14 protein-coding genes are annotated in these 15,013 nt (G+C 73.9%); 6 read left to right on the top strand and 8 right to left on the bottom strand.

All coding sequences use genetic code 11. The features are described 5' to 3' along the window. Window positions 1-43: 43 nt before the first annotated feature. Window positions 44-1,117, top strand: coding sequence for a transglycosylase domain-containing protein (locus tag O2W18_RS03385; protein WP_269186156.1), 1,074 nt, complete (start codon window positions 44-46; stop codon window positions 1,115-1,117). A gap of 52 nt (window positions 1,118-1,169) precedes the next feature. Here O2W18_RS03385 and O2W18_RS03380 read toward each other — a convergent pair whose 3' ends face one another. Next, on the bottom strand, window positions 1,170-1,964 hold the full coding sequence (locus O2W18_RS03380; RefSeq protein WP_269186155.1) for a DUF427 domain-containing protein: 795 nt from the start codon (window positions 1,962-1,964) through the stop codon (window positions 1,170-1,172). 151 nt (window positions 1,965-2,115) lie between these two features. On the opposite strand from O2W18_RS03380, the gene O2W18_RS03375 reads away from it, so the two are divergent. Then, entirely contained in the window at window positions 2,116-2,691 is a 576-nt protein-coding gene (locus tag O2W18_RS03375; protein ID WP_269186154.1) for an AMIN-like domain-containing (lipo)protein, read from the top strand. Window positions 2,692-2,715: 24 nt separating this feature from the next. Here O2W18_RS03375 and O2W18_RS03370 read toward each other — a convergent pair whose 3' ends face one another. The 3 genes from O2W18_RS03370 to mca all read right to left on the bottom strand — a co-directional run bounded on the left by O2W18_RS03370 (window position 2,716) and on the right by mca (window position 4,590). Next, the gene (locus O2W18_RS03370; RefSeq protein ID WP_269186153.1) at window positions 2,716-3,231 is read right to left on the bottom strand and encodes a phosphate-starvation-inducible PsiE family protein; all 516 of its coding nucleotides are present in this window, start codon (window positions 3,229-3,231) and stop codon (window positions 2,716-2,718) included. A 139-nt stretch (window positions 3,232-3,370) separates the two neighbouring features. Then, window positions 3,371-3,706: a hypothetical protein gene (locus O2W18_RS03365; RefSeq protein WP_269186152.1), complete on the bottom strand. Its 336-nt coding sequence runs from the start codon at window positions 3,704-3,706 to the stop codon at window positions 3,371-3,373. Continuing rightward, window positions 3,703-4,590 carry a mycothiol conjugate amidase Mca gene (mca, locus tag O2W18_RS03360; protein ID WP_269186151.1) on the bottom strand — a complete coding sequence of 296 codons (888 nt, stop codon included), beginning with the start codon at window positions 4,588-4,590 and terminating at the stop codon, window positions 3,703-3,705. Before mca ends, O2W18_RS03365 begins: the two co-directional genes overlap by 4 nt. A 299-nt stretch (window positions 4,591-4,889) precedes the next feature. Between mca and greA the strand changes: the two genes are divergently transcribed. Both greA and O2W18_RS03350 read left to right on the top strand, forming a co-directional pair. After that, on the top strand, window positions 4,890-5,396 hold the full coding sequence (gene greA, locus O2W18_RS03355) for a transcription elongation factor GreA (RefSeq protein WP_269159973.1): 507 nt from the start codon (window positions 4,890-4,892) through the stop codon (window positions 5,394-5,396). Window positions 5,397-5,442: 46 nt separating this feature from the next. Then, on the top strand, window positions 5,443-5,796 hold the full coding sequence (locus O2W18_RS03350) for an RNHCP domain-containing protein (RefSeq protein ID WP_269186150.1): 354 nt from the start codon (window positions 5,443-5,445) through the stop codon (window positions 5,794-5,796). Between the two features lie 205 nt (window positions 5,797-6,001). Here the strand turns inward: O2W18_RS03350 and O2W18_RS03345 are convergent, their stop codons facing one another. The 4 genes from O2W18_RS03345 to ilvA form a co-directional block, all read right to left on the bottom strand. After that, entirely contained in the window at window positions 6,002-8,035 is a 2,034-nt protein-coding gene (locus tag O2W18_RS03345) for a M3 family metallopeptidase (RefSeq protein WP_269186149.1), read from the bottom strand. Window positions 8,036-8,233: 198 nt separating this feature from the next. Beyond that, window positions 8,234-9,043: an ABC transporter permease gene (locus tag O2W18_RS03340; RefSeq protein ID WP_269186148.1), complete on the bottom strand. Its 810-nt coding sequence runs from the start codon at window positions 9,041-9,043 to the stop codon at window positions 8,234-8,236. Continuing rightward, a complete protein-coding gene (locus O2W18_RS03335; protein WP_269186147.1) occupies window positions 9,040-10,041 on the bottom strand; it encodes an ATP-binding cassette domain-containing protein in 1,002 nt (333 codons plus the stop codon). The genes O2W18_RS03340 and O2W18_RS03335 overlap by 4 nt, the downstream gene beginning before the upstream one ends. A gap of 164 nt (window positions 10,042-10,205) precedes the next feature. After that, the gene (gene ilvA, locus O2W18_RS03330) at window positions 10,206-11,432 is read right to left on the bottom strand and encodes a threonine ammonia-lyase (RefSeq protein ID WP_269186146.1); all 1,227 of its coding nucleotides are present in this window, start codon (window positions 11,430-11,432) and stop codon (window positions 10,206-10,208) included. A gap of 78 nt (window positions 11,433-11,510) precedes the next feature. Here ilvA and O2W18_RS03325 point away from each other — a divergent pair, with 78 nt between their 5' ends. Together O2W18_RS03325 and O2W18_RS03320 are read left to right on the top strand one after the other, a co-directional pair. Then, the gene (locus tag O2W18_RS03325) at window positions 11,511-12,995 is read left to right on the top strand and encodes a sigma 54-interacting transcriptional regulator (protein ID WP_269186145.1); all 1,485 of its coding nucleotides are present in this window, start codon (window positions 11,511-11,513) and stop codon (window positions 12,993-12,995) included. A 1-nt stretch (window position 12,996) separates the two neighbouring features. Further along, complete coding sequence (locus O2W18_RS03320) at window positions 12,997-14,991, top strand: VWA domain-containing protein (RefSeq protein WP_269186144.1); 1,995 nt, start codon at window positions 12,997-12,999, stop codon at window positions 14,989-14,991. Window positions 14,992-15,013 lie beyond the last annotated feature (22 nt).

Here is a 15,013-nt window from a genome sequence, read left to right as displayed (position 1 = left end):
CCGTACGATGGCGGCTCGCGTCGACCCCGGGGAGCTCCACCGCATGGCCCACGTCCCGCCGGACCGCCGGCCGACCGCGCGGTTCCGCCGCCCGGCCGACGGGCCACCTGCGGGCACTGCGTACCCGTCCGACCCGTTTCCGCCGTACGGCGACGACCGGTACGGCCTGCCGCCGGACGCCGGCTGGTACCCACCCCCGCCGGCCGAGGAGCACTCCCGTCCCCAGCGGCGCTGGCGGCGCGGCGGCCGGGCCGACGGGTCACCGCCGCAGGCCCCGGAGCCGCGCCCCGGGCGGCCCTGGCGCGGACGCCGTCGCGGCGCCCTCCGGACGCTCGGTCGACTGGTCGCCGTCGTCTTCGTCCTCCAGGCGCTGGTACTGGTGTCGCTGCGCTGGGTGGACCCGCCGACGACGGCGTTCATGGCCGCCAACCCGGCCGGCTCGATCCAGCAGTCCGTGCCGGTCGAGCACGTCTCCCGGAACTTCCTCGCCGCCGTCATCGCCCACGAGGACGCCCCGCTCCCCTACCGCTCCGGCGCGTTCGAGTGGGACGACTTGATGGCCCGCGCGGAGGCGCACCTGCGCGGCGAGGACGACCCGTTCGGGTCGACGATCCCGCAGCAGGTGGCCAAGAACCTGTTCCTCAACCAGGAGCTGAGCGCCTGGCGCAAGGCGGTGGAGGCCGGCCTGGCCGCGGAGCTGGCGCTGGTCGTCGACGACCGGCGGATGCTCGAGCTCTACGTCAACCACGCCCAGTTCGGCCCCACGCTCTACGGCGTCTGTGCGGCCAGCTGGTACTACTTCGACACGCCACCGGACACGCTCCACCCCCACCAGGCCGTCCAGCTCGCCGGGCTGCTGCCCTCCCCCGGGCACGTCCGCCGCGCCCCTGGCGGTGGGCTCGACTTCGAGGTCGAGGACGGCCTCGGCTGGTTCTCCCGTTCGCACGTGGTCAACGCCCAGAACCGGCTGCCACGTCATCTCGACCGGCTGGGGTTCCAGCCCGTCGAGGACGCCGGCGTCACCGGGCTGGCCGCCGACGAGCCGGACTCCGATGACGACTGCAGCGAGCGGCCCGCGGCGGTCGCCGAGCTGATCGCCGCGGAGGGCACCGCCTGAGGACGGCGACGCCCAGGCAGGGCCCCGGGTCCCCGTCCCAGCCGATCACGGCTCAGCCGGCGACCTCGACCTCGACGCCGTCCCCGTCGAACGACCGGTGCCCTGCGACCGGCAGCGCCTCCAGCAGCGGCTCCCGGTAGCACCACACCGCGTCCTCGTACCGCCGGCCGGCGACGGTCAGGTGCTCGTAGCTCGCCACGCCCTTGTACGGGCACTCCGACGTGGTGTCGCTCGGCTCCAGGAACTCGGCCCGGACGTCGGCCTCGGGCACGTACCAGCGCACCGGCAAGCCGGTCTCGAACACCGCGATCGGCGCAGAGGTGTTGGCGACCACCTGGTCACCGACCCGCACCACCACGTGTCGGGACGAGCGGCGGGCGTCCACCCGGTGGAACGGGTCGCGCGGGTGCCCGAGCAGCTGCTCGTCCTCGATCCACCACGAGTCCAGGCTCGCCAGGTCGAAGGAGACGAGCCCGGCCAGCGGGGGGCAGCCGTCGATGGGCTCCGGGTAGGACCACGCCGCGTCCGTCACCCGGCGCCCGTCGACCTCCAGGTGCCAGTACCGGGCCTCGCCCTTGAACGGGCAGGTGGTGCGGGTGCCACTGGGCTGCAGCACACCGGCCGCCACGTCGGCCTCCGGCAGGTACCAGCGGGGCAGCAGCCCGGTCTCGTGCAGCAGCTGCGCCCCCGTGGTGTCCACGACGGTGCGCTCGCCGGACACCCCGCGGATGCGCTCCTGCAGCGGGTGGAGGTACAGCGCGTGCGCGGGAGCGACCGACCACAGGTCGGCGTTCAGCTGTCCGGACGAAGGCCGGGCGAGAGGACCGGTACCGAGGGTCAGCGACATGTCCCGACCGTAGGCGGGTCCCGCGACTGCCGCCCGGTCGTGCGGGGGGCGGTGGCGCCTCGACGCCCGAACGGACGGGCAGTCACGAGATCGTCACGTTCAGCCAGCGGCCCTCGGGGGCACGACCAGGGACGACACCGAGGAGGTCGTCATGGACCAGCACCGAACGCATCCGCGGACGCTCGTCATCGTGCTGCTCGCCGCCGTCGCACTGCTGGGCGGCGCACTGCCCGCCCAGGCGACCAGTGGCCCGTACTGCGGGATCCGCTGGGGATCGCTGCCCGAGGGCCAGCCGATGGGCGTCTACCCGCCGGGCACCGTCACGGATGTCCGCGCCGGGCAGCACCCGTGCTTCGACCGGCTGGTGGTCGACCTGGCCGCGGCCGGCGACACCGGCTACGACGTCCGGTACGTGGACCAGGTCGGTGCCCAGGGGTCGGGCACGCCGGTGCCCGTCGCGGGCGGCGCCGTCCTGCAGCTCGTCGTCCGCGCACCTGCCTACGACGGGTCGCGCACCCCGACCTACCTGCCGGACCGGACCCAGGTCGTCGACGTCGGTGCCGCCCGGACCCTGCGCCAGGTGGCCTGGGCGGGTTCGTTCGAGGGGCAGACGTCGCTGGCGGTCGGCACCCGGGCCCGGCTGCCCTTCCGGGTCTTCGTGCTCGCGGGTGCACCGGGACACCCCGACGGCGCCCGCGTCGTGGTCGACGTCGCGCACCGGTGGTGAGCCCCGGCAGGGGCGACCGGCCGGTCAGCCCGGCGCCGGCGCGTCGCCCTCGTCGGGTTCGCGCTCCTTCAGGCGGAGCAGCCAGGCCGTGGCCCCGAGCAGGACCACCAGCACGCCGAGGACGGCGATCTCCGTGATCCGGTCGTCGAACTCCGCGCCCTTGCCCAGCACCCCCGCCGCCTCGACCGACAGCACGACGATCTCCTTGATCGAGGCGATGATCCCGACCAGCAGGAACGGTTCGGCCACCAGCTCCCGGCGCTCCACGGTGATCCGCACGGCGAACAGCAGCTCGACGACGATGAAGACGAGCAGCAGCACGTCCAGCAACTCGAGCACCGGGGCCTGGGAGGGGTCACCGACCATCCCCCAGGTCGTCCTCCCGGCGATGAAGAGCAGCACGAGAGCGCTGAGCACGAGGAACAGCGCGATGCCGGCGTAGACGACGTTCTCGCCGATCTCCAGGGCGCGGGTGCCCCACCGACCGGGGAGCGATCGGTCGTGCTGGTCGGGGTCCCGCCGGGCCCGCTGGGTCGCCATCGCGCGATCATCGCCGACCGCCGCCCCGCACGCGCCCGGACGACGGTGCGCGTCCCTCTCGGGGGTCAGGTCCCGGCCGGCCAGGGCCGATCAGTACCGGACCACCCAGGCTGTACCCGGTCCAGCGGTGCCGGCGCGGTCAGGGCGCGGTGGGCCGCCCGTCCCGGGGGTCGTCGTCCTGAGGACGGGCCGGCGGCTCGATCGCGAGCGGGGCACGCCGCAGGGTGTCCAGCAGCTCGGCGCCGGGCGCCCGGGCCGGGACGTCGACCATCAGCTCGGCCGGGCTGTCGGGCACCTGGTCGGCCGGGTCGAAGCTGCGCGGCAGCCCCTTGAGGTGCCGGGTCATCGACCGGCCCAGCCACAGCACCGCGATGAGCAGCAGGACGATGAGCAGCAGCCCCAGCGGGCCGGCCTTGCCGACGTCCTCGGGGACCTGCTGCTGGTTGACGGCGAGCAGGGTGAGTGCGGTGGTCACGAGACACGCTCCGAGGTGTGGACGCCGGCGAACAGGTCGTCCTCCGGGACGACGGAGTCGACCAGCGAGCGGGCCAGCTCGTAGTCCTCGGTCGGCCAGGTGCGGGTCTGCAGGTCCAGCGGGACGGAGAACCAGCGGCCGGTGGGGTCGATCTGGGTGGCGTGGGCGATCAGGGCGGCGTCCCGCACCGGGAAGTACTCGGCGCAGGGCACCCGGGTGGTCACCCGGTGGGAGATGTCGTTGGCCGGGTCCCACTTCGCCAGCCACTCGGTGTACGGCGACTCGGCCCCCTCGGCCAGCATCGCCTCGTGCAGCGCCTTCGTGCGGGGCAGCGTGAAGCCCATGTGGTAGTAGAGCTTGCTCGGCTGCCAGGGCTCTCCGAGGTCGGGGTAGCGGTCCGGGTCGCCGGCCGCCTCGAAGGCGTGCACCGAGATGTCGTGGGTCTTGATGTGGTCCGGGTGCGGGTAGCCGCCCCGCTCGTCGTAGGTGAGCACCACCTGCGGCCGGAAGCGCCGGATCAGCTCGACCAGGGGCGCGGCGGCCTCCTCGACCGGTACCAGGGCGAAGCAGCCCTCCGGGAGCGGCGGCAGCGGGTCGCCCTCGGGCAGCCCGGAGTCGACGAAGCCCAGGAACTCCTGCTCGACCCCGAGGATCTCCCGCGCCCGGGCCATCTCCTCGGTGCGGATCTCCGCCATCCGCTCCCACACCTCGGGGCGGTCCATCGCCGGGTTCAGCACCGACCCGCGCTCCCCGCCGGTGCAGGTCGCCACCATCACCCGGGCGCCCTCGGCGACGTACTTGGCCATGGTCGCGGCGCCCTTGCTCGACTCGTCGTCGGGATGGGCATGCACCGCGAGCAGGCGCAACTGGTCCGGTTCGCTCACCTGTGCTGCTCCTCGCTCCGCTCGTCGAGCCCGCGCTCGACGGTGCCCTCACGCCGTTCGTGACGCGCACGCCCGGTCTCGACCTCCATTGTCCCCCCGGCCGGCCGATCGCGGCAGGCACCCCGGCGACTCCTGGTGTGCCCCGCACCACTCCCGTGGACCTCCGGCGCAGGAGCCTCCCCGGTCGGACCCGTTCCGTTGACGGCTGCACGCCGCTCCGATCCGGTGTTACGTTGCTCGGATTGACCAGCGGTGACCCCGCGAACAGCGGGTCGCGAAGACGAGCACCGGGAGCAACTGTGTCCACCCCCACTGACGAGCAGGACCAGGGCGTCTGGCTGACGCAGGAGGCCCACGACCGGCTGCGAGCCGAGCTCGAGCAGCTGGTGGCGAACCGACCGGCGATGGCCAAGGAGATCAACGACCGCCGCGAGGAGGGTGACCTCAAGGAGAACGGCGGCTACCACGCAGCCCGCGAGGAACAGGGCAAGGCGGAGGGCCGGATCCGGCAGCTCACCGACCTGCTGCGCAAGGCCCGGGTCGGCCAGCCGCCCACGACGGCGACCAACGCCGCCGTCGGCACGGTCATCACCATCGCCTTCGACGGCGACGAGGACGACACCGACAAGTTCCTGCTGGGCTCGCGCGAGATCGCCGGCACCACCGACCTGACCGTCTACTCCCCCGAGTCGGCGCTGGGTGCCGCGATCGTGGGCGCCGCGCCCGGCGCGACGGTCACCTACCAGGCACCGAACGGCAAGGACATCTCCGTGAAGGTCCTGGCGGTCGAGCCGTTCATCCCCTGACCCCCGGGCCAGGGCGGTGACGGGCAGGACGGTGACGGGCACGGCGGTGACGGAGGGGACGAGCACGGTGGACGGCGGGCGGGCGCGTTCCCGGCGGACGGAGAACACCACCTTCGTCTGCGGGCACTGCCAGACCCTGGTGCCGGCGAACACCGACGGGCACTACCGCAACCACTGCCCCTGGTGCCTCTGGTCGCTGCACGTCGACGAGCTGCCCGGCGACCGGGCCAGCGAGTGCCGGCAGCTGATGGAGCCCATCGGCCTCGTCGAGAAGTCGGGCAAGGGCTGGCAGGTGGTGCACCGCTGCACCGCCTGCGGCCACCGCCAGCCCAACCGCCTGGTCCGGGACGGCGCCGCCCCGGACGACCTCGACCTGGTGCTCGCCCTCCCCTGGCTCTGAACCGGCCGCCGCCTCGCCACCTCCGCCGCAGTGCACGCTCTTCCTCCGCTCTGCACGTGGTGCAGCGCGTGCGGAGCGGACGAACGCGTGCGGAGCGACCGTCCGCCACCCGACCGGGCGGGCCCCGGGCCGCCGGGCGCAGACCGGGCAGCACGCAGAACGGCCCCGCGGACGTCGTCCGCGGGGCCGTTTCTGCGTGTCGGGGTCAGGCGACGGGGGTCAGCCCCCGGCGGCGCAGCAGCGGCCCGGTGTCGGCGGCCCGGCCGCGGACGGCGGCGAAGGCGCCCAGCGGGTCGACCGAGCCGCCGCGGGAGAGCAGCTCGCCGCGGAAGACGTCGCCGTTCTCCCGGCGCAGGCCGCCGTTCTCCTTGAACCACTCCACGGTGTCGGCGTCCAGCACCTCCGACCAGATGTAGGAGTAGTAGCCGGCCGAGTAGCCGCCGGCGAAGACGTGCTGGAAGTACGTCGTCCGGTACCGCGGCGGCACCAGGTCGAAGGCGACCCCGGCGTCGGTGAGCGCCTGGGCCTCGAATGCCTGCGCATCGCTTACCTGGGTCTCCGGCCCGATCCGGTGCCAGGCCTGGTCGAGCAGCGTGGCCCCCAGGTACTCGACGGTCGCGAACCCCTCGCCCCACAGGGCCGCGGCCTCCAGCGCGTCGACCGTCTCCTGGGCCAGCGACTCCCCGGTCTCGACGTGCTTGGCGTAGTGCGCCAGCACCTCCGGCCACAGCGCCCACATCTCGTTGACCTGGCTGGGGAACTCCACGAAGTCGCGCGGCACGCTGGTGCCGCTGAACCGCGGGTAGGTGACCGCCGAGGACAGCCCGTGCAGCGCGTGCCCGAACTCGTGGAAGAGCGTCGTCACCTCGTCCAGGGTCAGCAGCGTCGGCTGACCGGCTGCCGCCCGGGTGACGTTGAGGCAGTTGAACACCACGGGGCGGGTGTCCAGCAGGCCGGACTGGCTGACGAACGAGCTCATCCAGGCGCCGCCGCGCTTGCCCTCGCGGGCGAAGAAGTCACCCAGGTAGAGCCCGATCGGCTGCTCATCGGCGAAGACCTCCCAGACCCGGACGTCGGGGTGGTAGCCCTGCAGGTCCGGACGGGGGGCGAAGGTGAGGCCGTAGAGCAGCTCGGCGGCGCGGAACACCCCGTCGACCAGCACCCGGTCCAGCTCGAACCACGGCCGCAGCGCGGCGCTGTCGACGGCGTAGCGCTCAGCCCGCACCCGCTCGGAGTAGAACGACCAGTCCCAGGCGGCGAGCTCTACCCCGTCGGCGGCGGCCACCTCGGCCAGCACCTCTGCCTCGGCCTTCGCATTGGCCATCGCCGGCGGCACCAGTGCACCGAGCAGCTCGTCGACGGCGGCCGACGTGCGGGCGGTCTGGTCGGCGGCGATCAGGTCGGCGTGGGTGTCGAAGCCCAGCAGGCGGGCCCGGACCGCGCGCAGGTGCGCCATCTCCACCGCGATCGGGCCGTTGTCGTGCTCGCCGGCCGAGGCCCGGGTCAGCGACGCCTCGTGCAGCCGACGGCGCAGCTCCCGGTTGCGCAGCTTGGCCATCGCCGGCTGGCCGCTGGGCAGCACCAGGGTGAGCAGGTACCCGCCCTCGTGGCCGCGCTCGGCGGCGGCGCCGGCGGCGGCCTGCACCTCGGCGGGGCTCAGCCCGTCGAGCTCGGTCTCGTCGGTGACCAGCACCGCCGCCGCCTCGGTGGCCACGACGAGGTTCTGCCCGAAGGTCGTGGACAGCTCCGACAGCCGCTGGTTGAGCTCGCGGAGCTGCTCGCGCCCGGCGTCGTCCAGCCCGGCGCCGGCGAGGACGAAGTCCAGGTGGTAGCGCTCCACCAGGCGCAGCGACTCGGCGTCCAGACCCGCCTCGTGCCGGGTGGAGTGCACGGCGTCGATCCGGGCGAACAGCGCCGGATCCAGTCGCAGGGCATCGGAGTGCGCCGCCGACAGCGGGGCGACCTCCCGCTCGATCTCCCGCAGCCGGTCGCTGGACATCGACGAGGACAGGTTCCAGAAGACCGCCTCCGCCCGGCCGAGCAGCTGACCGGAGCGCTCGAGGGCCACGACGGTGTTCTCGAACGTCGGCTCGGCCGGGTCGGCCAGCAGGGCGGCGACCTCGGCCCGCTGCTCGGCCATCCCGGCCAGCAACGCCTCCCGGCAGTGCTCCAGCGAGATGTCGGCGAACGGCGGCAGCTCGTAGGGCAACGCCGAGGGGGCGGCCAGCGGGTTGGACACGGACAGGGGCGACTCGGACAGGGGCGACTCGGACAGGGGCGACTCGGACAGGGGCGTTGAGTCCGGCGAGGGAGCCGGTGCAGCGGTGCTCATCCCGCTCATCTTCACCCCCGCACCCGGCCGGCCGTCATCTGGATCGCCCCGCTGCACGGTCCCGCCGCGAGCTTGCGAGTGGTGGCAGGGCAGCGGGGTCCTTCCTCAGCGGCTGGCGGTGCGCAGGTAGGCCCGCACCGCGAGCGGCACGAAGATCGCCAGGATCACGACGGTCCACAGCACGGTGTAAAGCGCCGGGTTCTGCAGCGACCAGACGTCGGGGACCGGGGCCCCGGCAGGGACGTTGCCGAACAGCTCCCGGGCCGCCTGGACGACGGTGGAGACGGGGTTCCACTCGGCGAACGCCCGCAGCGGTGCCGGGAAGCTCTCCAGCGGGACGAAGGCGTTGGAGGCGAAGGTCAACGGGAAGATCACGATGAAGCTCGCGTTGTTGACCACCTCGGGGGTCCGGACGAGCAGACCGACCAGCGCCATCAGCCAGGAGATCGCGAAGGCGAAGACCAGCAGCACCAGGAACCCGCCGATCGCCTCCCCGATCGAGGAGTTGATCCGCCAGCCCACGGCCAACCCGGTCAGCGCCATCACCGTGATCGAGATGACGTTGAGCCCCAGGTCGGCGACCGTGCGGCCGATCAGCACCGCCGACCGGGACATCGGCAGCGACCGGAACCGGTCGATCAGCCCCTTCTGCAGGTCCTCGGCGATGCTCGCCCCGGTCACGGTGGAGCCGAAGACCACCGTCTGGGCGAAGATCCCCGGCAGCAGGAACTCGGCGTAGCTGATGCCCGGGGGCAGCCCTCCGATGGCCCCACCGAAGATGTAGCGGAACAGCACCACGAACATGATCGGCGACAGCGTCGCGAAGACGATCAGGTCGGGCACCCGCTTGACCTTGATCAGGTTGCGCTTGGTGATGACGACGCTGTCGGAGACCGTCTCGGCCAGGGTGGTCATGACTGCGCTCCTGCACTGACGGTGGCCGAGCCCTCGGCGTCGGTCGTGGTGTCGGCGTCCTCGGCGGAGCGCCCGGTGAGGGTCAGGAAGACGTCGTCCAGGTCGGGTCGGCGCAGGCCGATGTCGAGCACCTGCGCGCTGGTGCCGGCGAGCCGGCGCAGCGCCTCGGCCAGCGTGTCGGTGCCGCCGGTGACCGGCACCGACAGCCGCCGGGTCTGCCGGTCGGCGTGCAGCTCCCCGTGGGAGAGCGGACGCAGGGCGTCGGTCACCACCGCGAGCTGCTCGACGGTGCCCACGGTCAGCTCCAGCCGCTCGCCACCGACCTGGGCCTTCAGCTCGTCAGCGGTGCCGCGGGCGATCACCTTGCCGCGGTCGATGACCACCATCCGGTCGGCCAGGCGGTCGGCCTCCTCCAGGTACTGGGTGGTGAGCAGGATCGTCGTCCCGTCGCTGACCAGGTCGGCGATGAACTCCCACATGCCGAGCCGGCTGCGGGGATCGAGCCCGGTCGTCGGCTCGTCGAGGAACAGCACCCGCGGCCGGGCGATGAGGGAGGCGGCGATGTCCAGCCGCCGGCGCATGCCGCCGGAGTACGTCTTCGCCGGGCGGTTGGCCGCGTCGGACAGGTCGAAGCGTTCCAGCAGCTGGCCGGCGCGCGACCTGGCCTCCCGCTTGCCCAGGCGGTAGAGCCGCCCGACCATCTCCAGGTTCTCCGCACCCGTCAGGTACTCGTCGACCGCGGCGTACTGGCCGGTCAGCCCGATCATGGCGCGCACCTGGTCGGCCTGGGTGCGCACGTCGAGACCGGCCACCTCCGCCCGGCCCTCGTCGGGCTGCAGCAGGGTGCTCAGGATCCGGACGACGGTGGTCTTGCCGGCGCCGTTGGGCCCCAGCAGCCCGAGGACGGTGCCCTCGGACACGGTGAGGTCGACCCCACCGAGCGCGGTGTTCTCACCGAAGCGCTTCACGAGCCCCTCGACGACGACGGCATCGGTCATGCCAGGCACGCTAGGCCCGTCCGCCGACAGTTCTCACTGCCTTTTCCGGGCCCCCGGCGGGTCCGTTCCATGAACACTCCTCGCGACGACGGGCGGTCCGTCGCGGTGCGACGGCTCAGGGGTGCAGACCCGCCCCGCCCGGAGAAGTCATCGGTCCGCGCCGGTCAGTCGACGCGCGGGGCGTACCCGGCCGCGGAGAGTGCGGCCAGCACGTGCTCGGCGTGGTCGGGGCCGCGGGTCTCCAGGTGCACGCCGACCTCCACCTCGCCCAGCACCAGGCGTGGCGTCAACCGCTCGTGCTCGACCGACAGCACGTTGGCGGCGAGACCGGCCAGCTCACGCAGCAGCCCGGCCAGTGACCCCGGCCGGTCGGGCACCTGGACCCGGAGGGACAGGTAGCGCCCGGCGGCGGCCATGCCGTGCTGGACGACCTTCATCATCAGCACCGGGTCGATGTTGCCGCCGGAGACGACCGCGACGACCGGCGGGGCGAAGGCGGCCGGGTCGGCCAGCAGCGCGGCGACCGCGGCGACCCCGGCGGGCTCGACCACCAGCTTGGCCCGCTCCAGGCAGAACAGCAGCGCCCGGGAGAGGTCCCCCTCGCTGACCGTCACGACCTCGTCGACCAGGCCGGAGACGTGCGCCAGGGTGAGGTCACCGGGGGCGGCCACGGCGATGCCGTCGGCCATCGTCGCCATGGTGGTCAGCGGCACGGGCCGACCGGCGGCCAGCGAGGCCGGGAAGGCGGCCGCCATCGCCGCCTGGACGGCGACCACCCGGACGTCGGGCCGACGGGCCTTGACGGCCGCGGCGATCCCGGAGACCAGGCCGCCCCCGCCGGTGCAGACCACCACCGTCGCCACGTCGGGGCACTGGTCGAGCACCTCCAGGCCCACGGTGCCCTGCCCGGCGATGACGTCGGGGTGGTCGAAGGGGTGGATGAAGACGGAGCCGGTCCGGTCGGCGAACTCCACCGCCGAGACGATCGCCTCGGTGAGGGTCTCCCCGCCGAGCCGGGCGTCGGCGCCGTAGCCGCGGGTCGCGGCGACCTTGGGCAGCGGAGCGCTCTCCGGCATGAACACCGTCGCGGCCGCACCGAGCTCGCGGGCGGCCAGCGCGACCCCCTGCGCGTGGTTGCCGGCGCTGGCCGCGACCACGCCCCGGGCGCGCTCGGCGTCGCTGAGCCGGGCGATCCGGGTGTAGGCCCCGCGGATCTTGAACGAGCCGGTGCGCTGCAGGTTCTCGCACTTGAGCCACACCGGCCCACCGACCCGTTCGGCCAGTGCCCGGGAGTGCTCCAGCGGCGTCCGGCGCACCACGCCGTCGAGCAGGTGCGCGGCCGACTCGACGTCGGCCCCGCTGACCAGGGGCACTGCACCGGGGACGGACACGCCGTCGATCTTCGCAGTCCCCAGGTGCGCGGGCCGACGGACACCCGGGTGTCACAGGTCCGTCGTACCGTGGTCGAGGTGACGGACGCCGCACTGACGGGGACCTCCCAGTCCCCCACCCCTCCCGCTCCCGAGGCCCCTGCTCCGACGACGCTGGGCGAGCTGCGCGCCAGCGGAGCCACCCCCCGGCCGGTCAAGGCCGAGATCCGCCAGAACCTGCTCGCCCGGCTGGCCGCCGGCGAGCCCACCCTGCCCGGCATCGTCGGGTTCGAGGACACCGTCGTCCCCGAGGTGGAACGGGCGCTCATCGCCGGGCACGACCTCGTGCTGCTCGGTGAACGCGGCCAGGGCAAGACCCGGCTGATCCGCACCCTGGTCGGCCTGCTCGACGAGTGGACCCCGGTGCTGGTCGGCAGCGAGCTCAACGAGCACCCGCTGCAGCCGATCAGCGTCTGGGGGCACCGGCAGGTCGCCGAGCACGGCGACGCCACCCCCGTCGGCTGGCTGCACCGCAGCGAGCGGTTCGGCGAGAAACTGGCCACCCCCGACACCAGCGTCGGCGACCTGATCGGCGACGTCGACCCCATCAAGGTCGCCGAGGGCCGCACGCTGGGCGATCCGGAGACGGTCCACTACGGGCTGGTGCCGCGCACCAACCGCGGCATCTTCAGCGTCAACGAGCTGCCCGACCTGGCCGAGCGGATCCAGGTGGCCCTGCTCAACGTGCTGGAGGAGCGGGACATCCAGATCCGCGGCTACCGGGTGCGGCTGCCGCTGGACCTGCTGCTGGTGGCCAGCGCCAACCCCGAGGACTACACCAACCGCGGCCGGATCATCACCCCGCTCAAGGACCGGTTCGGCGCCGAGGTGCGCACCCACTACCCGATCGAGCTCGCCGACGAGGTGCGGCTGCTCGAGCAGGAGGCGCAGACCACCTGGCTGGGCGGCAGCGGCGAGTTCGCCACCCCGCTGGTGCCCCAGCACCTGGTGGAGATCGTCGCCCGGTTCACCCGGCTGGTCCGCGAGTCCAGCCACGTCGACCAGCGTTCCGGGGTCAGCGCCCGGTTCGCCATCGCCGGGCTGGAGACGGTGGCCGCCTCCGCGGTGCGCCGGGCTGCGGTCGCCGGGGAGAGCCGACCGGTCGCCCGGGTGGTCGACCTGCCCAGCATCGTCCCGGCCAGCCGCGGCAAGGTGGAGTTCGCCGACGCCGGCAACGACGCCGACGACGACCGCAGCCTCGAGGTCCTCGAGCACCTCCTCCGGCAGGCCACCGCCCAGACCTTCCGGGCCCGCTGCGGCGGTCTGGACCTCACCGGCCTGCAGGAGCACTTCACCGGCGGGGACACCGTGGAGTCCGGCGACCTGGTGCCGGCCGCCGTCCTGCTCGGGCAGCTGGGCACGATCCCGCACCTGGCGCAGCTGCTGGGCCGGCTGGGGGTCCCCGAGGGGGAGCAGTCCGCCGAGCAGGCCGCCGCCGCCGTCGAGTTCGCGCTCGAGGGGCTGTGGCTGACCCGCCGGCTCGCCAAGGACACCGACGGCTCGCGCACGGTCTACGGAGCCTGACGTGCCCCAGCGACGGCACGGCGGGTACCGGTACGGCAAGTGGCGGGGCGGCCCCGACCCCCTGGCGCCGCCCTACGACGTGGCGGCCGCGGTCGACGAGATCGGCGACCAGGTGCTGGCCGGCAGCGGCGTCCGGGAGGCGATGCGGGACCTGCTGCGCCGCGGCGTCGACGGCCGGCGCGGTCTCGACCAGCTGCGCCGCAACGTCCGGGACCGGCTGCGGCAGGCCCGCGAGGCCGGCCGGCTCGACGGCACGCTGGAGCAGGTCCGGGAGCTGCTGGACCAGGCGGTCGAGGCCGAGCGCGCGGCGCTGTTCCCCGACCCCGACGACGCGGCCCGGCTGGCCGAGGCGGAGCTCGACGCCCTGCCGGAGGACACCGCCGGGGCCGTCCGCGCCCTGAAGGACCACGCCTGGCGCTCCCCGGAGGCCGCCCAGGCCTACCGCGAGATCGAGGACCTGCTCCGGCAGGAGGTGCTGGACAGCTCGTTCCAGGGGATGAAGCAGGCCCTGCAGCAGATGCAGGACGGCGACGGCGCCGCGATGCAGGCGGTCAAGGACATGGTGGCCGACCTCTCCGCCCTGGTCGACGCGCACAACCGGGGCGAGGACACCGACCAGCAGTTCGCCGACTTCATGGCGGAGCACGGCCAGTTCTTCCCCGACGACCCGCAGTCGGTGGAGGAGCTGATCGACTCCCTCGCCCGCCGCGCCGCCGCGCAGGAGCGGATGATGGCCGGGCTCTCCCCCGAGCAGCGAGCCGAGCTGCAGGACCTGATGGGCCAGGCGATGGGCGACCTCGGGTTGCAGAGCGAGATGGCGCACCTGTCCGACGCGCTGCGGCAGGCCCGGCCGGACCTGCCGTGGGGCCAGCGCGGCCCGGTCCCGGACGGGGACCAGCCGCTGGGGCTGGGCGACGCGACGACCGCCGTCGCCGAGCTCGCGGACCTGGAGGCGCTGTCCCAGCAGCTCTCCCAGGGCTACGCCGGCGCCTCGCTGGCCGACGTCGACGAGGAGCTGCTGGAGCAGGCGCTGGGCCGGTCGGCCGTCGACGACCTCGCGGCGCTGCGCCGGCTGGAGCGGGAGCTGGAGCGGCAGGGCTGGCTCGACCGCTCCGAGGGGGCGCTGCAGCTCTCCCCCAAGGCGGTGCGCCGGCTGGGCGCCACGGCGCTGCGCCGGGTGTTCGCGAAGCTGTCGGCCACCGGCCGCGGGGAGCACGACGTCGCCGACGCCGGCGCCGCCGGGGAGCTGACCGGCGCCTCGCGGGAGTGGCGGTTCGGCGACGAGCAGCCGCTGGACGTCGTCCGCACGGTGCGCAACGCGGTGCTGCGCAGCGCCGGCAGCCCCCGCGAGGAGGGCCAGCGCCGGGTGCAGATCGCCGTCGAGGACTTCCAGGTGGTGGAGACCGAACGGCGCACCGGGGCCGCGGTGGCGCTGCTGGTCGACCTCTCCTACTCGATGGCGCTGCGCGGCACCTGGGGCGCGGCCAAGTCGACGGCGATGGCCCTGCACTCGCTGGTGACCACCCAGTTCCCGCAGGACGCCATCGAGATCATCGGCTTCTCCTCCACCGCCCAGGTGCTGCGCCCGGAGACGCTGGCCGAGCTGAGCGTGGACACCCTGCAGGGCACCAACCTGCAGCACGGCCTGATGCTGGCCCGCCGCTTCCTGGCCCGGCACCGGGACGCCGAGCCGGTGGTGCTGGTGGTCACCGACGGCGAACCGACGGCCCACCTGGAGGACGACGGGACGCCGTACTTCTGCTGGCCGCCGATGCCGGAGACGATCGCCCGCACGGTGGCCGAGGTGGAGCGGGTGGCCCGCTCGGGGGCGACGCTCAACGTGTTCGCGCTGGACCCGGAGCCCGGGCTGGTCGAGTTCGTGCACGACATCACCGCGCGGGCCGGCGGGCGGGTCTTCCAGCCCGACAGCGAGCGGCTCGGCGAGTACGTCGTCGCCGACTACCTGCGAGCGCGCCGCGGTCGCCGCGGTCGGTGACCGGCCGTGATCGCTGCGTGCG

Source organism: Modestobacter sp. VKM Ac-2983 (assembly GCF_026967885.1).
In the GTDB taxonomy this organism is placed as follows: Bacteria; Actinomycetota; Actinomycetes; order Mycobacteriales; family Geodermatophilaceae; genus Modestobacter.
This window is presented reverse-complemented; position numbering and strand designations above follow the sequence as displayed.

Coding starts and splice junctions, on each gene's coding strand:
- O2W18_RS03375 (WP_269186154.1), top strand. CDS start 2,116: ATGGACCAGCACCGAACGCATCCGCGGACGCTCGTCATCGTGCTGCTC.
- O2W18_RS03370 (WP_269186153.1), bottom strand. CDS start 3,231: ATGGCGACCCAGCGGGCCCGGCGGGACCCCGACCAGCACGACCGATCG.
- O2W18_RS03385 (WP_269186156.1), top strand. CDS start 44: ATGGCCCACGTCCCGCCGGACCGCCGGCCGACCGCGCGGTTCCGCCGC.
- O2W18_RS03340 (WP_269186148.1), bottom strand. CDS start 9,043: ATGACCACCCTGGCCGAGACGGTCTCCGACAGCGTCGTCATCACCAAG.
- O2W18_RS03380 (WP_269186155.1), bottom strand. CDS start 1,964: ATGTCGCTGACCCTCGGTACCGGTCCTCTCGCCCGGCCTTCGTCCGGA.
- O2W18_RS03335 (WP_269186147.1), bottom strand. CDS start 10,041: ATGACCGATGCCGTCGTCGTCGAGGGGCTCGTGAAGCGCTTCGGTGAG.